18 protein-coding genes and 2 pseudogenes are annotated in these 21,861 nt (G+C 64.7%); 4 read left to right on the top strand and 16 right to left on the bottom strand.

Annotated elements, in window-relative coordinates:
* Positions 1-16: 16 nt before the first annotated feature.
* The 13 genes and pseudogenes from mmsB to ACLFLU_RS15270 all read right to left on the bottom strand — a co-directional run.
* Positions 17-1,207 carry a multiple monosaccharide ABC transporter permease gene (gene mmsB / locus ACLFLU_RS15330; protein ID WP_426412999.1) on the bottom strand — a complete coding sequence of 397 codons (1,191 nt, stop codon included), beginning with the start codon at positions 1,205-1,207 and terminating at the stop codon, positions 17-19.
* Positions 1,204-2,781 (bottom strand): multiple monosaccharide ABC transporter ATP-binding protein, encoded by a 1,578-nt coding sequence (mmsA, locus tag ACLFLU_RS15325; protein WP_426412998.1) that lies wholly within the window; start codon positions 2,779-2,781, stop codon positions 1,204-1,206. The genes mmsB and mmsA overlap by 4 nt, the downstream gene beginning before the upstream one ends.
* Before the next feature lie 89 nt (positions 2,782-2,870).
* Complete coding sequence (gene chvE, locus ACLFLU_RS15320; RefSeq protein WP_426412997.1) at positions 2,871-3,944, bottom strand: multiple monosaccharide ABC transporter substrate-binding protein; 1,074 nt, start codon at positions 3,942-3,944, stop codon at positions 2,871-2,873.
* 74 nt (positions 3,945-4,018) lie between these two features.
* Entirely contained in the window at positions 4,019-4,897 is an 879-nt protein-coding gene (locus ACLFLU_RS15315) for an SMP-30/gluconolactonase/LRE family protein (RefSeq protein ID WP_426413998.1), read from the bottom strand.
* Entirely contained in the window at positions 4,897-5,973 is a 1,077-nt protein-coding gene (locus ACLFLU_RS15310) for an aldose epimerase family protein (protein WP_426412996.1), read from the bottom strand. The genes ACLFLU_RS15315 and ACLFLU_RS15310 overlap by 1 nt, the downstream gene beginning before the upstream one ends.
* Before the next feature lie 2 nt (positions 5,974-5,975).
* Positions 5,976-6,902 (bottom strand): Gfo/Idh/MocA family protein, encoded by a 927-nt coding sequence (locus ACLFLU_RS15305; RefSeq protein WP_426412995.1) that lies wholly within the window; start codon positions 6,900-6,902, stop codon positions 5,976-5,978.
* A 2-nt stretch (positions 6,903-6,904) separates the two neighbouring features.
* Complete coding sequence (locus ACLFLU_RS15300) at positions 6,905-7,675, bottom strand: FadR/GntR family transcriptional regulator (protein ID WP_426412994.1); 771 nt, start codon at positions 7,673-7,675, stop codon at positions 6,905-6,907.
* The gene (yjfF, locus tag ACLFLU_RS15295; RefSeq protein ID WP_426412993.1) at positions 7,672-8,652 is read right to left on the bottom strand and encodes a galactofuranose ABC transporter, permease protein YjfF; all 981 of its coding nucleotides are present in this window, start codon (positions 8,650-8,652) and stop codon (positions 7,672-7,674) included. Before yjfF ends, ACLFLU_RS15300 begins: the two co-directional genes overlap by 4 nt.
* Positions 8,649-9,641 (bottom strand): ABC transporter permease, encoded by a 993-nt coding sequence (locus ACLFLU_RS15290; protein ID WP_426412992.1) that lies wholly within the window; start codon positions 9,639-9,641, stop codon positions 8,649-8,651. The genes yjfF and ACLFLU_RS15290 overlap by 4 nt, the downstream gene beginning before the upstream one ends.
* The gene (locus ACLFLU_RS15285; RefSeq protein WP_426412991.1) at positions 9,638-11,179 is read right to left on the bottom strand and encodes a sugar ABC transporter ATP-binding protein; all 1,542 of its coding nucleotides are present in this window, start codon (positions 11,177-11,179) and stop codon (positions 9,638-9,640) included. The genes ACLFLU_RS15290 and ACLFLU_RS15285 overlap by 4 nt, the downstream gene beginning before the upstream one ends.
* A 116-nt stretch (positions 11,180-11,295) precedes the next feature.
* Positions 11,296-12,261: a galactofuranose ABC transporter, galactofuranose-binding protein YtfQ gene (ytfQ, locus tag ACLFLU_RS15280; protein ID WP_426412990.1), complete on the bottom strand. Its 966-nt coding sequence runs from the start codon at positions 12,259-12,261 to the stop codon at positions 11,296-11,298.
* A 390-nt stretch (positions 12,262-12,651) separates the two neighbouring features.
* Complete coding sequence (locus ACLFLU_RS15275) at positions 12,652-13,824, bottom strand: fumarylacetoacetate hydrolase family protein (protein WP_426412989.1); 1,173 nt, start codon at positions 13,822-13,824, stop codon at positions 12,652-12,654.
* Positions 13,825-13,958: 134 nt separating this feature from the next.
* Positions 13,959-14,393, bottom strand: a pseudogene (locus tag ACLFLU_RS15270) (HEAT repeat domain-containing protein); the annotation flags it as partial.
* Between the two features lie 14 nt (positions 14,394-14,407).
* Between ACLFLU_RS15270 and ACLFLU_RS15265 the strand changes: the two are divergent.
* Positions 14,408-14,837: pseudogene (locus ACLFLU_RS15265) on the top strand (ABC transporter ATP-binding protein); the annotation flags it as partial.
* Between the two features lie 181 nt (positions 14,838-15,018).
* On the opposite strand, the gene ACLFLU_RS15260 reads toward ACLFLU_RS15265, so the two are convergent.
* Together ACLFLU_RS15260 and ACLFLU_RS15255 are read right to left on the bottom strand one after the other, a co-directional pair.
* On the bottom strand, positions 15,019-16,077 hold the full coding sequence (locus ACLFLU_RS15260; protein ID WP_426412988.1) for a YeiH family protein: 1,059 nt from the start codon (positions 16,075-16,077) through the stop codon (positions 15,019-15,021).
* Positions 16,078-16,189: 112 nt separating this feature from the next.
* A complete protein-coding gene (locus tag ACLFLU_RS15255) occupies positions 16,190-16,408 on the bottom strand; it encodes a hypothetical protein (protein ID WP_426412987.1) in 219 nt (72 codons plus the stop codon).
* Positions 16,409-16,689: 281 nt separating this feature from the next.
* Here ACLFLU_RS15255 and ACLFLU_RS15250 point away from each other — a divergent pair, with 281 nt between their 5' ends.
* Positions 16,690-18,600 (top strand): flavin-containing monooxygenase, encoded by a 1,911-nt coding sequence (locus ACLFLU_RS15250; RefSeq protein ID WP_426412986.1) that lies wholly within the window; start codon positions 16,690-16,692, stop codon positions 18,598-18,600.
* A 122-nt stretch (positions 18,601-18,722) separates the two neighbouring features.
* Here the strand turns inward: ACLFLU_RS15250 and ald are convergent, their stop codons facing one another.
* A complete protein-coding gene (ald, locus tag ACLFLU_RS15245; protein ID WP_426412985.1) occupies positions 18,723-19,838 on the bottom strand; it encodes an alanine dehydrogenase in 1,116 nt (371 codons plus the stop codon).
* A gap of 133 nt (positions 19,839-19,971) precedes the next feature.
* On the opposite strand from ald, the gene ACLFLU_RS15240 reads away from it, so the two are divergent.
* Both ACLFLU_RS15240 and ACLFLU_RS15235 read left to right on the top strand, forming a co-directional pair.
* Complete coding sequence (locus ACLFLU_RS15240; RefSeq protein WP_426412984.1) at positions 19,972-20,451, top strand: Lrp/AsnC family transcriptional regulator; 480 nt, start codon at positions 19,972-19,974, stop codon at positions 20,449-20,451.
* Between the two features lie 203 nt (positions 20,452-20,654).
* On the top strand, positions 20,655-21,842 hold the full coding sequence (locus ACLFLU_RS15235) for a cupin domain-containing protein (protein WP_426412983.1): 1,188 nt from the start codon (positions 20,655-20,657) through the stop codon (positions 21,840-21,842).
* Positions 21,843-21,861: the final 19 nt, after the last annotated feature.

Here is a 21,861-nt window from a genome sequence, read left to right as displayed (position 1 = left end):
GGAACCGCCGGCGTGGCTACCGCCGCTGATTATACACGTCGATGCAGACCGCCCCCAGCAGCACCAGGCCCTTGATGACCTGCTGGTAGTCGATGCCGATGCCGAGGATGGACATGCCGTTGTTCATCACGCCCATGATCATGGCGCCGACCACGGCGCCGCCGACGCGCCCGACGCCGCCATAGGCCGAGGCGCCGCCGATGAAGCAGGCGGCGATGACGTCGAGCTCGAAGCCGAGGCCCGCTTTCGGGGTTGCGGTGTTGAGGCGCGCGGCAAAGACCAGGCCGGCGAGCGCGGCCAGCGCGCCCATGTTGACGAAGGTGAAGAAGGTCAGCCGCTCGGTCTTGATGCCCGACAGGCCTGCCGCCTTGGCGTTGCCGCCGACGGCATAGATCTGCCGGCCGATCACGGTGCGGCGGGTGACGAAACCATAGAGCGCGATCAGGGCGCTCATGATCACCAGCACGTTGGGCAGGCCGCGATAGGTCGCGATCAGATAGGTGAAGTACAGCACCGCGCAGGCGAGCACGACGCTCTTGCCGAGGAAGAACGCGTAGGGCTCGACCTCGATACCGTGCGACACTTCGCGCGCGCGGCCCTTGGCGCTGGCATAGACCAGCCCCAGCGCCAGCATCGCACCGATCAGCATGGAGGTCGGATGCAGCGTGCCGGCCTCTGGCAGCAGCTCCGGAATGAAGCCCGACGACAGCTTCTGGAATGTCGACGGGAACGGGCCGAGCGACTGGCCCTGCAGAACGGCAAGTGCGAGGCCTTTGAACACCAGCATGCCGGCCAGGGTCACGATAAAGGACGGGATCTTGAAATAGGCGACCCAATAGCCCTGCGCGGCGCCGATGGCCGCGCCGACCGCGAGGCAGATGATAAAGGCGAGCGTGTAGTCGACCTTGTAGGTCACCATGAGGAGAGCGGCGACCGCACCGACGAAACCCGCGACCGAACCGACCGACAGGTCGATGTGGCCGGTGACGATCACCAGCAGCATGCCCAGCGCCATGATGACGATGTAGCTGTTCTGCAGCACCAGATTGGTCAGGTTGAGCGGCTGCAGCAGCGTGCCGCCGGTCATGACCTGGAAGAACAGCATGATCGCGATCAGCGACATCAGCATGCCGTAGTTGCGCAGATTGTTCTTGATGAAGCTGCCGTGCCGGCGCTCCTCGGGCAGCGAAACCGTCTTGTCGGTCATAGCTGCGATCCTCCCATCTCCGCGGCCTCGACCGCGCCGTTTCCATTGCTTCGTTCGTTGCGCATGATGGCACGCATGATCTTTTCCTGTGTCGCCTCGGCGCCCGGGAACTCGCCGACGAAGGCGCCGTCGTTCATGACGCAGATGCGGTCGCAGATGCCGAGCAGCTCGGGCATCTCCGAGGAGATCACCACCACGCCGCGGCCGGCTTCCGCAAGCTCGTTGATGATACAGTAAATCTCGTATTTGGCCCCGACGTCGATGCCCCTTGTCGGCTCGTCCAGGATCAGGACCTTGGGGTCGGTCATCAGCCATTTCGACAGCACGACCTTCTGCTGGTTCCCGCCGGAGAGCTGGCCGGTCTCCTGGTAGACGTCGGAACAGCGGATCCGCATGCGGTTGCGATAGTCGCTGGCGACCTTCAGCTCGGCGATGTCGTCGATCACCCGCCCCGGCGCGACCTGGTCGAGGCTCGCCAGCGTAATGTTCTTGCGGACGTCGTCGGCCAGGATCAGGCCGAGCTGCTTGCGGTCCTCGGTGACATAGGCGAGGCCGGCATCGATCGCAGCCGCGACGCTTGTCAGCGCGATCTCGCGGCCTTCGAGGGCGATGCGGCCGCTGATATTGGTGCCCCAGGACCGACCGAACAGGCTCATGGCGAACTCGGTGCGGCCGGCGCCCATCAGCCCGGCGATGCCGACGACCTCGCCGCGCTTGACGCCGAAATTGACGTTCTTGATCACCTGCCGATCGGGATGGATGGGGTGATAGACCGACCAGTTCGAAACCTCGAGCACGGGCTCGCCGATCTTCGCGCTACGCTCGGGGAAGCGATGGGCGAGATCGCGATTGACCATGCTGCGGATGATGCGGTCTTCCTGGATCGGTTCGGCGCGGCAGTCGATGCCGTCCACGGTGCGGCCGTCGCGCAGCACGGTGATGTGGTCGGCGACGCGGGCGACCTCGTTGAGCTTGTGCGAGATCAGGATCGAGCCGATGCCCTGCTCGCGGAATTTCATGAGGCGTTCGAGCAGCGCTGCGCTGTCGGCCTCGTTCAGGCTCGCGGTCGGCTCGTCCAGGATCAGCATCCGGACGCGCTTGGACAGCGCCTTGGCGATCTCGACGAGCTGCTGCTTGCCGACACCGAGATCGGTGATCAGCGTATCCGGCGATTCCTTCAGGCCGACCTGCGCAAGCAGTTCGCGCGTCCGCCGGTACACCTCGTCGCGATCGATCACGCCGAGCTTCGACGGCGGATGCGACAGGAAGATGTTTTCCGCGATCGACATCAGCGGGATCAGCGCCAGTTCCTGGTGGATGATAATGATGCCGAGCGCCTCGGAATCGTTGATGTCACGGAAGCGGCGCTCCTCGCCTTCGAAGACGATGGTGCCTTCGTAGCTGCCCGCCGGGTAGACGCCGCTCAGCACCTTCATCAGCGTCGATTTGCCGGCGCCGTTCTCGCCGACCAGGGCGTGGATCTGGCCAGCCTCGACCGAGAAGTTGACGTCGCGCAGCGCCTGCACACCGGCAAAGCTCTTGCTGACGTTGCGCATCTCCAGCATCGCGGTCATCGTCGTTGTCCCTTGGTGTCCGTGTAGAGAGAGCCCCTCACCCCAACCCTCTCCCCGCAAGAACGGGGAGAGGGAGAGAAGAGAGAGTCTTACTGGAACTGCGCCTTCTTGTAGTAGCCGCTGTCGACCAGGGTCTTCTCCCAATTGTCCTTGTACACCACGACCGGCTTCAGGAGATAGGACGGGATGGTCTTGACGCCGTTCTCATAGGTCTTGGTGTCGTTGACCGTCACCTGCTTGCCGGCCAGCGCGGCGTCGACCATGTCGGCGGTCACCTTTGCGAGATCGCGGGTGTCCTTGAAGATGGTCGAGTACTGATCGCCGCGCAGCATGGCCTTGATCGAAGGCACCTCGGCGTCCTGGCCCGAGATGATTGGCATCGGCTGATCGGCGCTGCCATAGCCCACGCCCTTCAGCGAGGAGATGATGCCGATCGAGAGGCCGTCATAGGGCGACAGCACCGCGTTGACCTTCTTGTTGCCGTAGTAGGCACTGAGCAGATTGTCCATGCGGGCCTGGGCGGTGGCGCCGTCCCAGCGCAAGGTCGCGACCTTGTCCATGCCCATCTGACCAGAGGCGACCACGAGCTTGCCGCTGTCGATATACGGCTTCAGCACGCTCATCGCGCCGTTGTAGAAGAAGTAGGCGTTGTTGTCGTCCGGCGAGCCGCCGAACAGCTCGATGTTGAACGGACCCTTGCCTTCCTTGAGGCCAAGCCCCTTCTCGATCGATTCCGCCTGCAGCACGCCGACCTGGAAATTGTCGAACGTCGCGTAATAGTCGACGTTCGGCGTGCCGCGGATCAGGCGGTCATAGGCGATCACGGTGATGCCCTTTGCTTTCGCCTGCTTGAGCACGTCGGACAGCGTGGTGCCGTCGATCGCGGCGATCACCAGCGCCTTCGCGCCCTTGGTCACCATGTTCTCGACCTGCGAGAGCTGGTTCGGGATGTCGTCCTCGGCATATTGCAGGTCGGTGTTGTAGCCGCGCTCTTTCAGCACCTTGACCATGTTGTTGCCGTCGTCGATCCAGCGCGCCGAGGATTTCGTCGGCATCGCGATGCCCACGGTCGCCTTGTCCTGCGCGGAGGCGGCGACGCCTGTGGCCATGGTTGCGGCGCCGGCCAGCGCCAATGCGAGAAATGTCGTCTTCAATTTCAACATGCTTCACTCCCTTTGGGTATCAGACTGATTCTTAGTGTCGTCGAGAACAGAGGTAAAGGTCGGCTTCGGATCTCCTATGCGAGCTTGACATCGGGCTCCGCGCGACCGTGCGCGGATGCTTGTAGCAGGAAGGTGCAGCCGGCTTGCGGATCGGCCGCGCGTGCCTCGGCGTCCATACCCTGCCATGCGGAGGTGACGAGCAGACGCGACAAATCCGGGCCGACGAAAGCGGGGCAGCTCGCCTGCCCGGCCGGCACGCGCAGCGAGCGCACGCGCTCGCCTTGCGGCGAGTAGACATCGACGCGGCCCGCGCCCCAGCAGGCATTCCAGATTTGCCCGTCGGCGTCACACACCGAGCCGTCGAGGCCTCCGATGCCGGTGTGGCGCAGCAGCACCTCCGGCTCGCCGCGCGGCAGGCCGGTGGCGGGATTGAGCGGCACCGCATAGAGCACGGCGCGCGCTGTATCGGTGAAATAGCCGATCGCACCGTCCGGCGAGAAGCAGATCGAGTTGGGAATGCTGATGCCGGGAAACAGCGTGGAGATCTTGCCGCGGTGGAGCGCGTAGATCGCCCCCAGCCCCCGCTCGGCCTTGCGCCCCATGGTGCCGATCCAGAACGTGCCTGATTGATGCACGCGGCAATCATTGGAGCGCGTCGCGGGATTATCCGCCTCGAGCGGACAGAACAGCGTCATCGCGCCGTCGGCCACGCTGCGGATGTAACAACCATCGTCCGCGACGACCAGCTGGCGTTCGGCATCGATCCGCCCGAGTGCGCTCGCCATACGGCCAAGCGCATGGATGCGGATCGTGCCGCTGCCAAGATACGCCTCGAACAGGCGCCCCTCGCGAATATCGAACCACCACGCTATATCGGTGGTGACATCATAGGTCGGGCCTTCGCCGAGGTGACAGTGTTCGGCGGAGAGAACGGAGGTCGGCACCTCTTCCATCATGGCGTCCCCGCGGCAAAGCGATAGACGGTGTGATGCCGATAGACGCCACCGGGATCGAGGCGTGGGCTCGGGAAATCAGGCCGGTTCGGTGAATCGGGCCACATGTGCGGCTCCAGGCACAACGCGTCCGACTGCCGGATCAGCTTGCCGCCCTTGCCCGAGATCGTGCCGTCGAGATAGTTGCCGGAATAGACTTGCAAGCCGGGCTGGTCGGTCAACAGCTCCATGATGCGACCCGAGCGCGGCGCCTCCAGCCGGGCCGCGAGCGCGAGCTTGCCGTCGCCCGCGAGACAATAGGTGTGGTCGTAGCCCTTGCCGTTGCGCAATTGCTGATCGCTCTCGCGAATCCGCGCGCCGACGGCGCGGGCCTCGCGGAAATCGAACGGCGTGCCGGCCACGGCGCGCGGCGGCTCCGGCAGCGGAATCGCGCTGGGATCGATGGCCAGGAAATGGTCGGCCTTGACCGTCAGCCTGTGATCGAGGGTGGGCGTGCCTGAGCTTGCGCCTTCCAGATTGAAGAAGCTGTGGTTGGTCAGGTTGACGATGGTCGGACGGTCGGTCCGTGCCTCCATCGTCAACGACAGCTCGGCCGGCCCGGTGACGCGATAGGTCAGGCGCACATCGAGCTTGCCGGGATAATTCTCCTCGCCATGCGGGCTGGTGTAGGTCAGCGTGACCGCAGGGCTGGCGCCATCGTCGAGCTCGGCAATGTCCCAGAGCTTGCGGTCGAAGCCGTCGAGGCCGCCATGCAGAGCATTCGGGCCGTTGTTGATGGGAAGCTGGAAAGTCTCGCCATCGAGCGAGAACTGCCCGTTGGCGATGCGGTTGGCGTAGCGGCCGACGGTCGCGCCGAAAAACTTCCGTTCGGCGAGATAGCCGTCAAAGGCATCATGGCCGAGCACGACGTCGTCGTAACTGCCCTTCGCGTCCGGCGCGATCAGCGCCTGGATCACCGCACCATGGGTGATGATGCGAGCCTCGAACCCGCCCTCCCCGCGCAGCACGATGCGCTCGACCTTGCGTCCGTCAGGCAGCGTTCCAAAAACGTCTTTTGTTATTCTTGAGCCAGCCATGTCTAGTCCACAAACGGTTCGACGATGTTGCGCTTGCCGAGCAGGAAAGCGTCGGCAACGAGACGAAGCGGTGCCAGATCGACGTCGCTCGCGCCGGTCGCGGCGAGCTTGACGAAGTGCCGATACAGCTCGCGATATTCCTCATCGGGCGCATCGGCAACAACCTTGCCGTCGATCGCCATGATCCTGCCGCCGCGGGATAAAGTCATCCGGCCCTCGTCGGCTTCGACCAGGATATCCCAGCTCTGCGGTCCGGTCTGGCGGAAGTCGAATTCGGCCGTGATCGGCAGGCCGCCGATATCGGTCAACGTCAAATTGGCGGCAATCGGCGACTGACAGTTGGCCGGAAAGGCGAGCTCGGCCGCGGTGACGAACACCGGTTTCGGCAGGATACGGGTCAGGATCGACAGCGCGTTGATGCCGGGATCGAACACGCCGAGCCCGCCCGGCTCCCAGATCCAGGCCTGGCCGGGATGCCAGACGCGAACGTCCTCCTTCCAATTGATGTGCACCGATCTAATCCGGCGCGCGGCCAGCCATTCGCGGGCCGGCTCGACTGAGGGCGCATAGCGCGAATGCCAGGTCGCAAACAGGGTGCGCTTTGCCTCCGCCGCCATCGCGATCAACGGATCAAGCTCGGCGACCCCGATGCCGGGCGGCTTCTCGAGCATGACATGCTTGCCGGCGGCGAGCGCCGTGGCGGCCTGGGCACGACGCACCTGCGGCGGCGTGCAGAGCGACACGGCGTCGATCTGCGGCGCCTTCTCCAGCAGCTCCTCGACGGTCGCGAAATGTGGCACGCCCGGCAGCGACGCATTGCGGCTGGCAATTGCGGTGAGCACCGCGCCTGGCACTGCGGCAATCGCGCCGACATGCTGGTCGCGCGCAATCTTGCCGAAGCCGACGATGGCGATGCGAAGTTCAGTCACGCTCATTCTCCACTTTCCGCAGACGGCAGCGACCCGGCAGGGGCCGTCTCGATCACAGTGCCCTCATGGCGGCTCATGCCGTTGTGAATGACATAGACCATCGCCTCCGACGCTGTCACGGCATCGCCGGACGTGATCGCATCGACGATCTTCTGATGCCAGAGCAGCACGGTGTCGCGGTCCTCCGGCTCGACCGGGGCACTGAGCAGGAACGAGGCGCGCAAAGCGGCCTCGATCACATGCCCGATCGAGCGCATGAACAGATTACCCGATGCCCGCGCCACCGCAACGTGCAACGCGAGATCGGCATCGGCGAAGCCGACGGAATCGGAAGCCTCGAGCCGCATCTGTTCCATGCTGCGGCGAAGCTCCGCGATATCCTCCTCGGACCGCTGTTCTGCCGCCAGTGCCGCAGCCCGCGGCTCGACCGCGAGGCGGATCTCGGCGAGGTCGTTGAGAAAGCGCTTGTCGATGCCGGCGTCGAGATGCCAGGCCAGCACATCGGCGTCGAACATGTTCCAGGCGGTGCGCTCGCGCACGACGGTGCCGACCCGCGCCTTGGTGGTCAATAATCCCTTGGCCACCAGCGTCTTCACGCTCTCGCGCAGCACAGGCCGCGACACGCCGAACATCGCAATCAGCTCGGCATCGCCCGGAAGCCGCGCTCCTTCCGCATAGCGGCCAGAGATGATGTCGACGCCAATTGAGCGGGCGACCTCAGCGTGGTTGGAATGGGCCCGCCGTGTCGGGATGACGACGAGGCGCGAGGTCATGAGACGGCTCCCGCGCGTTTCGCCACCGGCCGGCGCGCCAGTGCGACCAGCCCCTGCTGCAGGGCAATGAAGGCGAACAGCAAGACGCCGGTTGCGATCTTGGTCCACCAGCTCGACAGCGTCCCGTCGAAATTGATGTAGGTCTGGATCATGCCCTGGATCAGCACGCCGAGAAAAGTGCCGATCACCGAGCCCTGCCCGCCCGTGAGCAGCGTGCCACCGATCACCACGGCCGCGATGCTATCGAGCTCGACGCCGACGGCGGAGAGAGAATAGCCGGCGCTGGTGTAGAAGGAGAATACGATGCCGGCGATGCCCGCAAGCAGGCTCGACAGCATGTAGATCTTCACCGTCATCTTGCCGACCGCAACGCCCATCAGGCTTGCGGTGGCCCGGCCCCCGCCAAGTGCATAGACATTGGCGCCGAACCGGGTGAGACGCAGCAGCAACGCGCCGCCAATCACGATCGCGAGCATGATGATCGCGATCGCGGTCAGCCGCCCGCCGCCCGGCATGCGCAACGCGAAGTCCGACACGGTCGAATAGACCGGCGCGGTGATCGGCACCGATTCCGTCGAGAGCAGGAAGCTCGCGCCGCGCGCCAGGAACATCCCGGCGAGCGTCACGATGAAGGGCGGCAGGTCGAAGACGTGGATGACCGCGCCCATCGCGGCGCCAAAGGCCGCCGAGAGCACGAGGATAGCGACGAAAGCGACCAGCGGCGGCACGCCCCAGCGCTCGATTGCGAGCGCCACGAACACGGTGGTGAACCCGATCACCGAGCCGACCGAGAGATCGATGCCGCCGGAGATGATGACGAAGGTCATGCCGGTCGCGACGATGCCGAGGAAGGCATTGTCGGTGAGGAGATTGCCGACCACGCGGGTCGAGGCGATGTTAGGAAACTGCAGCGCGCAGAGAATAAAGCCTGCGACGAGGACGATGGCCGTGATCAGGACGGGCGGCAGGCCTTTCATGGTTTCGTCCTCCGCAGCCGCGCCATGATGCCGGCAAAGCCGGACAGTTTTGGCGATTGCAGCAGCAGCACCGCGAGCACCACCACAGCCTTGACCAGCAGGTTGAATTCCGGCGGATAGCCTGACAGCAAAATGCCGGTGTTCATGGTCTGGATGATCAGCGCACCGAGCACCGCCAGGACAAGGCTGAAGCGGCCGCCGAACAGCGATGTACCGCCGATCACCACCGCGAGGATGGCGTCGAGTTCGAGCCATAGGCCGGCATTGTTGGCATCCGCCCCCATGATGTCGGCCGCGGCGATCACGCCGGCGAGCGCCGCGCAGACGCCGCACCAGACATAGACCGCCAAAATCATCGCGCGCGTGCCGACGCCGGCAAGCTCGCTCGCCCGCGCATTGCCGCCGGTCGCCTCGATCAGGAGTCCAAGCGCCGAGCCGCGCACCACCGCCCCGGTCAGGATCAGCATGCCGAGCGCGATCGCGATCGGCACCGGCACGCCGAGAATGGCGCCGTTGCCGAGCCAGACCAGATCCGGCGAGGTGAAGGTCACGATGCGACCTTCGGTGATGAGCTGGGCGATGCCGCGCCCCGCCACCATCAGGATCAGCGTCGCCACGATCGGCTGCATGCCAAGCACGGCGACGAGGAAGCCGTTCCACAATCCGCAGACGAGCCCCGCGCCGAGCGCTGCCGCCAGCACCACCGGCAGGCCGTGGGTGTCGGCGAGGCTCGCCGCGATCGCGCCGCAGATCGCCATCACCGCGCCGACGGAAAGATCGATGCCGCGCGTCGCGATCACCAGCACCATGCCGAGCGAGAGCAGCGCCACCGGCGTGCCGCGGTTAAGCACGTCGATGAGGCTGCCGAACAGCCGGCCGTCCTGGAGACGCAGGTCGAAGAATTGCGGCGACACCACGCGGTCGACCGCGAGGATAACGATCAATGCCAAGATCTGGGCAAGGCCGCGGCGCGGCAACAGCGCTGTCATGCCCGGGCCTCTTGCATCGCCGCGCCATCGGCGGCGATGGCCGCGAGAATGTTGGTGACGTCGATGGCCTCGCCCGAGAGCTCCTCGACATGGGCCCGATCGCGCAGCACGACCACACGGTCGGAATAGGTCACGATCTCGTCGAGCTCCGAGGAGATCACGAGCAGCGCCAGCCCGTCGTCGCAGAGCTCGCGGATCAGGCGGATGATCTCGGCATGCGCGCCGACATCGATGCCGCGTGTAGGTTCATCCAGCACGAGGAGCCGCGGCGAAGTCGCGAGCCAGCGCGCCAGCAGAACCTTTTGCTGATTGCCGCCGGAGAGCAGACCGACGGGCCGTTCGGCATCGGGCGGGCGGATGTCGAGCATCTTGACGTAACGGCGCGCGAGATCGTCTTGCTCGCGACGCGACAGCGGCCGATGCAGCCCTCGCTTGGCCTGAAGCGCCAGCACGATGTTCTCGCGCACGGTAAGTTCGGCGACGATGCCGTCGGTCTTGCGCTCCTCCGGGCAATAGCCAAAGCCGTGGCGCACGCCATCGCGTGGCGACTGCAGCCGCACGGAGGCGCCCTCGACCCTCGCCTGCCCGCCATCGGCGCGCTCGGCGCCAAACACCAACCGCGCCGTCTCGGTGCGGCCCGAGCCGAGAAGGCCAGCCAGGCCGACGACCTCGCCATGGCGCAGCTCGAGATTGAACGGGGTGACATAGCCAGCCTTGCCGTAATTCTCGAAACTGGCGCAGACCTCGCGCGCTTTGTGCTCGCCTGTCGATGCACGCGCGCCGGTGGTCTCCGCCAATTCGCGGCCGAGCATCATCCGGATCAGCTCGAGCCGCGGCAGCGAGGCGGTCTCGCGCTCGCCGACCAGGCGCCCGTTGCGCAAGACGGTGATGCGGTCGGAGATCTCGTAGACCTGGTCGAGAAAATGACTGACGAAGACGATGCCGATGCCGCGCTTGGCCAACTGGCGCATGATGCCGAACAGGATCTCGACCTCATGCCGGTCGAGGCTCGCGGTCGGCTCGTCCAGGATCAGCACGCGGGCGGAAAGATCGACGGCGCGCGCGATCGCGGTGACATGCTGTATGGCTACCGAATAATTGCCGAGCGGCGCGGCGACATCGATATCGAGGCCGAATTCCGTGAGTAGCGCTTTGGCACGGCGCCGCATCTCGCCTTCGCGCACGATGCCGAAGCGCATCGGCTGGCGGTCGAGGAACAGGTTCTGCGCCACCGACAGGTTCGGCAGCAGGTTGACCTCCTGGTAGACGGTGGCAATGCCGGCTTGCAGTGCAGCCTTGGCCGAGCGCGGCGCGACCCCTTCGCCGCCCAAACGGACGACACCGGCATCGCGCGGGAACACGCCGGTGACGACCTTGATCAGCGTCGATTTGCCGGCGCCGTTCTCGCCAAGCAGCGCATGGATCTCGCCGGCGCGAAGCGTGAAATCGACCTCCTGCAACGCGCGCACCGCACCGAAGCTCTTGCTGATCCCGCGCACCTCCAACAGGGAAGAAGCCGGATCAAGGCTATTCTCCATAACGACGTCACTCCCACCGGCGCCCGCTTATGCTGCGGACACCCAGCCTATTCGTTCGTGCGGCGGATGCGAAGGGGGTTGCCGGACCGCAAAGAGCGGTCCGGCAAGGCGCCAGCTCAGTAACCGAGGCCCTTCTTGCCGTCGTATTCCTTCTGCGGATCGTCGGCGGCGGTGAGCAACCTGGATTCGGTCTGGATCCACTTCGGGGGAACGGTGCCCTTCTCCTTGAACGCCGCAACGGCATCGAAGGCCGGGCCCGCCATGTTCGGCGTCAGCTCGACCGTGGCATTGGCTTCGCCGGCCACCATCGCCTTGAAGATATCGGGGACCGCGTCGATCGAGACGGTGAGGATGTCCTTGCCCGGCTTGAGGCCGGCTTCCTTCATCGCCTGGATCGCGCCGACCATCATGTCGTCATTATGCGCATAGACCGCGCAGATCGCCTTGCCGCCGCCTTCGGCCTTGATGAAGCTCTCCATCACTTCCTTGCCCTTGGCGCGGGTGAAGTCGCCGGTCTGACTGCGCACCACTTTCAGGTTCGGATGCTTGGCAATGACGGTGTCAAAACCCTTCTTGCGGTTGGCAGCGACGCTGGCGCCGACCGTGCCCTGCAATTCGACGACGTTGCAGGCCTTCTCGCCGACGGTCTTCGCCAGCCATTCACCGGCGACCGCGCCTTCATGCACGCTGTCCGACGTGACGGCGGTGAGATAGAGGTCCTTGCCGGACGGATCGATGTCGCGGTCGAGCAGCACGACCGGGATCTTGGCTTCCTTGGCTTCCTTCAGCACCGAATCCCAGCCGGTCGAGACCACGGGCGCGAGGAAGATCGCATCGACATTCTGCGCGATGAAGGAGCGGATCGCCTTGATCTGGTTCTCCTGCTTCTGCTGCGCATCGGCGATCTTGAGATTGACCTTGCGCTTGGTGGCCTCCTGCTTGGAGACCGACGTCTCGGCCGCGCGCCAGCCGGATTCCGATCCGATCTGCGAGAAGCCGACGGTGAGCTCGGCCGCATTGGCCGGCAGCGCGAGCAACAACGCGGCCGTGGCGCTGGCCGCAAAAAGGGCTTTGAAGGTCATCAGGCGTGTCTCCCAAAATGTTGTCCCGAGTGCCGATCGGTAGCATGGCACCCTCAGGCCGGCCTTTGAGGCGGCGGGAGGGACTATTTCACGGAAGCTCGCGGCCGTATAGTAATATTATTTGACTATTAGGACGAATGACGCGGGGATGCCGACGACGGCGCGAGGTGACACGCCAAGCGCGATCTTGTTCCACCGATGCAACGCGGAGATGAAGGGAGGTTTGTGGATGTGGCGGTGCGCAAGCCTCTCCTCCTCGTCATAGCGAGCGCTGCGAAGCAATCCAGAATCTGTCCGCGGACGGACTCTGGATTGCTTCGCTGCGCTCGCAACGACGACGTGAACAGAGCTGCGTGTGTCGACCAAATCGACTCGTAGCGAGACGAAACGCTAGATCAGCTTGCGCTGCGCCAGGCTCTTCATCAGTGCGCCGATACCGAACGTCCACGGCTCGCACTCGTCGCTGGTGCGCATGCGGTTGACGAGCTTGCCGAGCTGGGGTGCTGATATCGTGACGATGTCGTCGCGTTTGTGGGTGAAGCCCTGCCCCGGCGCATCGCGATCCTTGACCGGCGCGAACATCGTGCCGAGGAACAGAACGAAGCCATCAGGATATTGATGCACCTTGCCGATGGTCTGCGCGACCAGATCGGTCGGATCGCGGCTGATCATGCTGATCGAGGAATGGCCGTCGAGCACGAATCCGTCTGCGCCCTTCACATTCAGACTGATGTCGAGCTTGCGCGCATCGTCGAGCGTGAAGGTATCGTCGAACAGGCGCAGCAACGGTCCGATTGAGCACGAAGCGTTGTTGTCCTTGGCCTTCGACAAGAGCAGCGCCGAGCGGCCCTCGAAGTCGCGCAGATTCACGTCGTTGCCGAGCGCGCCGCCGACGATGTTGCCGCGGCTGGAGACGAACAGCACCAGCTCCGGCTCGGGGTTGTTCCAGGTCGACTTCGGATGCAGCCCAGCGTCCATGCCGGTGCCGACCGAGGACAAGGTCGGCGCCTTGGTGAAGACTTCGGCATCCGGGCCAATGCCGACCTCGAGATATTGGCTCCAGGCGTTCTGGTCGATCAGCACCTGCTTCAGATGCATCGCCTGGTCCGAGCCCGGCTTCAGCTTCGACAGATCGTCGCCGATCAGCCGTGTCACCTCTTTCCGGATCGCTTCGGCCGAGGCCGGATTGCCCTTGGCCCGCTCCTCGATCACGCGTTCCAGCATCGAGATGGCGAAGGTGACGCCTGCAGCCTTCAAGGTCTGGAGATCGACCGGCGCGAGCAGCCATGGCTTCTTGGGGTCGCGCCGATCGGGGGCCGTATTGGCCACGATGGCGTCGAGATCGCCGATGCGCTCGCCCTTGGTCGCGGCAAGCGCCTTGGCGGGATTGTCTTCCTCGCAGAGCGCGCTGACGGTCGGGAATTTCGCGGTGACATCGAAGACGCCGTCGCTGCGCACGGCGACCACGGCGGGGCCATTGACCTGCGGCAGCCAGACGCGGCCGACCAGTGTTCCCTTCGTTCCATCCTCGGGGAGAAGGTCTTTAACAGACAGTGTCGTCATGGCCGGCGTCCTCGCTGTTTTTCGGATCGGCCGCGTTCAATCAGCGGCCGATCACGTTGGCGAAGACAAATAAACGTCTGGCGGGGGAAGTCCAGACCGGCAGCGATGAGCCGCTATGCCCCTGCCCCGCGCCTTTATGCGCTCGCTCGCGCTTTGCGGGCCGCGATCTGCTGCAGTGCCCAGCGTGCATTCTTGCGCACATCGGGATCGGCATCGTCGGCGATGACGGCCAGGAACGCTTCACCGTCGGGATGGGCGATCTCGCCGAGCGCGGCGGCCGCTTCCTTGCGCAAATTCGCTTGATCGTGATTGATGCAATGGCCGATCGGGCGCACCGCGCGCTCGATCTTCATCTTGCCGAGGCTGCGGATCGCCTTCAACCGCACTTGCCAGAACTCATCAGTGAGCGCGCCGACGAGTTGGTCGGCGGCGATCGAACCGTTGACGTTGAGACCAAGCGTTTCCGCCGCCATCTCGCGGACCATCCAGTCGGCGTCCTTCAAGGCTCGCGTAATCGTCTCGGCCGCGGGCTTCATCTGCGAAAAGGCCAACGCGCTCACGGCGGCGCGGCATGCAGCGTTCGCAGCGCGTCGGCATCGTCCGCGCGCTCGCGACGGGCCCAAAGGTGTTGCTGCTGGACGAGCCCTTTGGCGCGCTCGACGCGCAGACCCGGGTCATCATGCAGCAGATCCTCACCAACATGTGGCAGCGGCTGAAAATCTCGGTGCTGTTCGTGACCCACGACATCGACGAGGCGATCTTCCTCTCCGACCGACCGAGTCTACTGCATGACCGCGCGTCCAGGCTCAATCAAGGCCGAAATCCCGATTCCCCTGGAGCGGCCGCGGCAGCAATCGATGATGATGTCGTCGGAATTCCTAGCGCTCCGCCGCGGGCTGATGTCGCTGATCCGCGAGGAAAGCCTGAAAGCCATGGGCGGCGAGATTAACGACATGGGCATGCAGGGGCTCAACATCGAGCTGCACGGGCACTCGCTCGCGGATGTGATTTAGAGATCTTCCTTCCCTTATCCCCTTGTGGGAGAAGGTGGCGCGAAGCGCCGGATGAGGGGTTATCTCCGCGTAATTACTGCAACAGAGTCGCTCGCGGATAGAACCCCTCACCCGGCTTCGCTCTCGCGAAGCCACCCTCTCGCACAGGGGGAGAGGGTGCACCGCCGTCGCGGTGTGATTTTCACTTGAACCAATGCACCAGTGCGATGCTGATCCCCAGCAGCAGCATCAGCGACAGCGTGACGGCGGCCGTCACCCGTCCCCCGACATTGGCAAGCACCTTCACGTCAACGCCGAGGCCAAGAGCGGCCATCGACACGACGGTGAGGAAGCCGGTGATCCGCGTGATCGGAGCCACCACCGTGCCCGGCACGATCTCCAGGGAACGCAGCGTCGCCAGCGCGAGGAAGCCGAGGATGAACCACGGGACCAGGCGGAAGAAGCCGACATTGGCCTTCTTGGCGCCAGTCTGCCAGCGCGAGGCGACCAGCGAGAGGCCGACGACCACGGGGCCGAGCATCAGCACGCGCATCAGCTTGACCAGCGTGCCGATCTGCGTCGAGATCAGGCCAGCCGGCACCGTCGCGGCGAGCACCTGTGGGACGGCATAGACGGTCAGGCCGGCGAGGATGCCGTATTGCGTGGCGGTGAGCTGCAACAGCGGGATCAGCAGCGGCAAGCCCAGCACCATCATCACACCGAGGATGGCGGTGAAGGAGATCGAGGATGCGATCTCGTCGCTGTTGGCGCCGATGATCGGCGCCACCGCCGCGATGGCAGAATTGCCGCAGATCGAATTGCCGCAGGCAATCAGGATCGAGAGCCGCGTCGACAAGCCAAGCAAACGGCTAAGACCAAAGGAGACGCAAAGGGCCACCACGACCACAGCCGCGATCGACGCCAAAAGGGCGATGCCCGAGGCCGCGATCGCGGCAAAGCTGATGGAGGCGCCGAGCAGCATGACGGCGACTTCGAGCAGCTGTTTGGCGCTGAAGGCGATGCCGGCCTGCCAGCGCGGCGCCGGCTTCCAGAAGCTGCGCACGGCCATCCCCAGCAGGATCGCCATCACCAGCGCCTCGACATAGGGGTGCTCGAACACGCCGAGTTCGGCCCGCTCCAGCAGGGCCGAGACGCCGGCCACGGCGATGCAGAGGAGAATGCCGGGAATCAGCGCAAGGATGCGGCTGACGGCAGTGGTCGGCTTGGAATCGGCCGGGCTGGATGCTTGATTCTGCGACACAAATCTCTCCCAGAGGAGAAAGATTTATACGCACGGCGCGCGGGTTGGGGAATAAGTTTTCGGCATATCAGGGCCGAGGGAAGTTCTATCCTCAGCCCTGGAATAATCCGGCTCAGAACAGCAGGTTCTTGGCCAGCGAGGCCACGTGGCTGAAGCTGTCATAGACGCCCGGCTCGAAGAAGGCCGCGCGCGCCACCACGATGGCGGCGACCAGCGACCAAAACAGGCCCGTGCCGGCCCGCAGCACGAGCTTGGCGGCGCGCGACTTTGGCTGGGTATCCGTTGCGGATACCAGCTGCTCGCCGAAGGGCTCAAATCCAGTGCGTTCCATGGCTATGCCAATCCATCAATTCTGGATGGAATGTCGTCGTTTCGGCCCCAAACGGCAATGGAAGCGATTGGCGTATTTGCTCCCCGAAGGGGAAACTCCTTCCGCTGGGTGCCGATGAGGCAATAGTTTTATTCTTTTGGCTTATTTGGACACGCCAGCGCGGCCGGACGCCCCCCGCGTAGACGACCCAGCGCTGGTCGACTACCGTGCTGTGCCCGCAAGTCCTTCGTTCGCGCCTCCAGGATCGGACGCAAGCGAGCGCCGGAGATCAGAAGAAGACGATGAACATCGCATCTCCCCGCCAGCCGCTCGACCTCGCCCGCGCGATTGCCGAAGCCGACATCCGCTGCCTGCTGATGGTGCTGGTGCACATGACCGGCGACGCGCGCTGGCTCGAGCCGCCCTATTTGCCCAAGCGCGACATCCGTCTCATTCCCGATCCCGAGGCCGGAGTGCCCCGCGAGATCCAGGACGAAATCCGCGCCGCCGTAGTCGAGCTATTTGCCGACCGCGCACCGAAGCCCGTCATCACCGATCCCGGCGAAGAGCTGCTGCTGAAGATGATGCGCGCCTGCCTCGGCGAAAACGTCGCGCCGGAATATGCGCCGCTGATGCGCGAGGAGATGGGCTTTGTGCCGCGTGAGGCGCGCTGGACGGTGCGTCCGTCGGACGAAAAGCTCGCCGCGCAGCACGTGCTGATCGTCGGCGCCGGCGTCTGCGCCATCGCACTCGGTGTGGCCCTCGGTCATCTCGGCATCCCCTACACGATCGTCGAGAAGAACGCCGAGCTTGGCGGCACCTGGTGGATCAACCGCTATCCCGGCTGCGGCGTCGACACGCCGAACCACTCCTATTCCTACTCGTTCGGCTCGGGCAATGCGTGGACGCGCTATTTCTGCCAGCGCGAGGAGCTGCTCGGTTATCTCCTGAAGGTCGCCGACGAATACGGTATCCGCAAGCATCTGCGCGTCAACACCGAGCTGACGGCGTCGCGCTGGGACGACAGCAAGAGGCGCTGGATCTCGACGCTGAAGACAAGCAACGGCGAAGAAACCTTCGAATCCACCGCCTTGGTCTCGGCCATCGGGCAGCTCAACGACCCCTCCCGCGCGCACTTCAAGGGCGAAGAAAACTTCAAAGGCACGATCCTGCATTCGGCGCTGTGGTCGGACGACATCAAGCTCGACGGCAAGCATGTCGCCGTGATCGGCACCGGCGCGACGTCGATGCAGCTGGTGCCGGCGATCGCCGGCCGCGTCGCCTCGGTCACCGTCTATCAGCGCAGCGCGCAATGGGCGCGGCCGGTTAAGGGCTATGCCGACCCGATCAGCGAAGGCGCCCGCTGGCTGCTCGCGCACCTTCCGTTCTATGTGCAGTGGTACCGCTTCAACATGTTCTGGCGCTATGGCGACGGCCTGCTGCCCTTCCTGCGCAAGGACCCGGCCTGGCCGCATCCGGAGCGCGCCGTCAACAAGGGCAACGACCGGCATCGCCAGGAGCTGACCGACTTCATCCTCACCGAGCTGAAGGACCGGCCCGACCTGATCGAAAAATGCGTGCCGACCTATCCGCCCTACGGCAAGCGTATCCTGCTCGACAACAACTGGTTCAAGACCTTGAGGCGGGACAATGTCGAGCTGGTCACTGACGCGATCGACCATTTTGATGACAACGGCATCGTCACCGCCGATGGGGAGCGGCGTCCCGCCGACATCATCGTCGTCGCGACCGGCTTCAAGGTCACGGAGATGGCCGCTCGCCTCAACATCAGCGGCCGCGACGGCAAAGACCTACGCGAGGCCTGGAGCAACGACAATCCGATTGCGTTCCTCGGCCTCACCGTGCCGGACTTCCCGAACTTCTTCTGCATGCTCGGCCCGAACTCAGGGCCGGCCCATGGCGGCAGCGTCATCTTCCAGTCCGAATGCCAGAGCCGCTACATCTCCGCCTGTCTCGTCGACATGATCGAGCACAACGTCGCCGCCATCGACGTCCACCCGAACGTGCTCGACGACTATGTCCGCAAGGTCGATACCGAGCACGAGGCGATGATCTGGACCCATCCAGGCATGAGTACCTACTACCGCAATTCGAGCGGCCGCGTGTTTTCGGCGATGCCCTGGCGGTTCGTGGACTACTGGCGCATGACGCACGATCCCGACCTGGGGCAGTACAGGCTGACGAAGGCGTAGACAATTCGCCAACACTGACTCTGGCTTGCGCCGCGCTCGTCCCGCATCGTCATTGCGAGCGCAGCGACGCAATCCGCTGAGGGGTTCTGGATTGCTTCGCTACGCTCGCAATGACGGCCCTATCAGGCAGCGAGCCCGCTTCCCACCGGCGCAAAGTCCATCCCGAGACTTTCCGCCACCGCCTTGTTGGTGATGCGGCCGCGATGGACGTTGAGCCCGTTGCGCAAGTGAGGGTTTTCCAGCACCGCGGCAAAGCCCTTGTTCGCGAGCATCAGGCCGAACGGCAGGGTCGCATTGTTCAGCGCCTGGCTCGACGTCACCGGCACGGCACCCGGCATGTTGGCGACGCAGTAGTGGACGATGCCGTCGACCTCGTAGGTCGGATCGGTGTGCGTGGTGGCATGTGAGGTCTCGAAGCAGCCGCCCTGGTCGATGGCGACGTCGACCAGCACGGCGCCCGGCTTCATCGATTTCAGCATCGCCCGCGTGACGAGCTTCGGTGCGCTCGCGCCCGGTACCAGCACCGCGCCGATCACGACGTCGGCGGCAAACACCTCCTCCTCGACCGCCTCGATGGTCGAGAAGCGGGTGCGCACCCGCCCGAGGAAGACATCATCCAGTTCGCGCAGCCGGGGAATTGAGCGATCGATCACGGTGACTTCGGCGCCGAGGCCTGCGGCCATCCGCGCGGCCTGCGTTCCCACCACGCCGCCGCCGAGCACGGCGACGCGCGCCGGCTGCACGCCGGGCACGCCACCCAGCAGCAGGCCGCGACCGCCGGCCGATCGCCTGAGCGCGGCGCCGGCGGCCTCGACGGCGAGGCGGCCGGCGACTTCGCTCATCGGCGCGAGCAGGGGGAGGTGACCGGCCGCGTCGGTGACGGTCTCATAGGCGATCGCAGTGCAGCCGGAGGCGAGTAAGCCCTTAGCCTGCTCGGGATCCGGCGCAAGATGGAGATAGGTGAACAGGATCTGGCCTTCGCGAAGCTGGGCCCATTCGCTCTTTTGCGGCTCCTTCACCTTCACGATCATATCGGACTCGGCGAAGATGTCGCGCGCGCTCGCAGCGATGGAGGCCCCTGCCCGCTGATAGACCTCGTCGGACGCGCCGATGCCGCTGCCGGCGCCGGTCTCGACCGTGACCTGATGCCCGGCCGCGACATATTCGCGGACTGCGCCCGGGGTGAGCCCGACGCGATATTCCTGGACCTTGATCTCCTTGGGCACACCGACACGCATTCTGGGCTCCTTTTGATTCACCCTGTGATGGTAGCGACGCAGGCAGTTTGGTTTCGTGCAAATATCCGCTAGCTTTGGCCGTCCCGCGCCGATTTCGGGCGCGCAAACGCCCTTTCACGCCGGAAACAGAACCTTGGCCCTTGACCGGAAAGACCTCGCCATCCTCGCGGAACTCACGACCAACGCGCGGGCCAGTCACACCGAACTCGCCACCAAGGTCGGGCTGTCAAGCACGGCGCTCGCGCGGCGGCAGAAGACGCTGGAGGATGACGGCTACATCCAGGCCTATCAGGCCGCGCTTGATCTGGCGCAGTTCGGTCTCACCACCACGGTGTTGGTGCGCATTGCGCTGGAGAGCCAGAGCGACGAGGCATTGAAGGCGTTCGAAGCCGAGGTAGTGAAGTGCCCCTCCGTCGTGCGCTGCTTCCTGATGTCGGGCGCCGACGACTACATCCTGATCGTGCTCGCCCGTGATATCCAGGATTTCGAGCGCATTCACCGCACCGAGCTGTCACGGTTGCCGCGCGTGGCGCGCGTGCAATCGAGCTTCGCACTGCGCGAGGTTGTCAACCGCGCGGTGCCGACCGTGGTGTTCGGCGAGGCGAAGCGCTGATCAGGTCGACGGCGCCGCGGTTCGCGCTGTCAAGCGCGTGACTTCACAGCCACTTTCATTTCCTCATCAACGATATTTGAGGTGCCGTTCATCCGAACGGTTGAGGCGCAAAGGGGTGTTCATCAGACCCAAATGAAGAGGCCGCGCGACGTAGCCGATTTCGCGGTTCCATTTCATACAACCATCTGATTTCGAGGTCTTCGATGATCAAATCCAACCGCCGTATCTTCATTCAATCCGTTGCGTTCGGTGCCGCCGTCCTGGGCGCCACCAAATCCGCTCTTGCGTCCCCGGACGGACATGCGGCCGGGTACGATGTTGCTCCGGCATCGGAATTCCTCAAGACCATTCCGCGGAAATCCGGCGACCCCGTTGTGTTCACGGCGTCGCTCGACAAGGGGCCGATCAAGGCCACGTCGGGAGGCTGGGCGCGCGAGGTCACGACCCGAGGCCTTCCGCTCGCGACCGGGATTGCCGGCGCCCATCTCTACATCAATGCCGGCGGCGCCCGCGAGATGCATTGGCACAATTCGGCCGAGTGGGCCTACGTCGTCGACGGCCACTGCCAGGTGACGGTGGTCGATCCCGACGGTCAGCTCGAGGTCGTCAACCTGGGGCCCGGCGATCTCTGGTATTTTCCGACAGGCCACGGCCACGCCATCCAGACGCTGGGGGCCTTGCCCTGTCACGCCGTCCTCGCCTTCGATGACGGACTTTACTCCGAGCACGGCACATTCGGGATCAGCGACTGGATGAGCCGCTACGACGCCCCGACCCTGTCGCAGGCGCTGGGCGTCTCCACGGAGATATTCAGTGCCAATCCAAAGGCCGAAACCTACATCATGCAGGGTGAGGTGCTGGCACTTGACGGTCCGCAGGCGAAAATTGCCCGCCCGCTGGATCGCGATCGGACGCACCGCTTCCCGCTGATGTCGCAGAAGCCGAAGGTGAGCACGCCCGGCGGCGCACTCTATGTGGCCTCCGCCAAGGAATTTCCGGTTTCGAGCGCCATGACCGGGCTGGTCCTCAAGCTCAAGCCCGGCGCGATGCACGAACCACACTGGCATACCGAGGCCAACGAGTGGCACTACGTGCTGAAGGGACGCACGCGCGTGACACTGTTCGCATTCGACAAGCGTGTCGCCGTCGCCGAGCTTTCGCCCGGGGACTGCGCCTATATCCCGCGCAATTGCGGCCACTCGATCGAGAATATCGGCAAAGAGGACGCCGAAATGGTCGGCGTGCTCGACAGCGGTACGTATCGTGAAAGCAGCCTGACCGATTGGCTGGCGAAGGCGCCGCGGCATCTGCTCGCCAACAATTTCGGCGTTCCGGAGGCGGCGGTGGCGAATTTCGGGCGAAAGCGCATGATCATCGCCAGCGCGAGCTGAGCGCGCTTCCGACCCGAAT

It is taken from the genome of Bradyrhizobium ganzhouense (assembly GCF_049949285.1).
GTDB classification, from domain to species: domain Bacteria; phylum Pseudomonadota; class Alphaproteobacteria; order Rhizobiales; family Xanthobacteraceae; genus Bradyrhizobium; species Bradyrhizobium ganzhouense.
The sequence above is the reverse complement of the archived record's forward strand: the minus strand, read 5'-3'. Positions and strand labels throughout refer to the sequence as shown.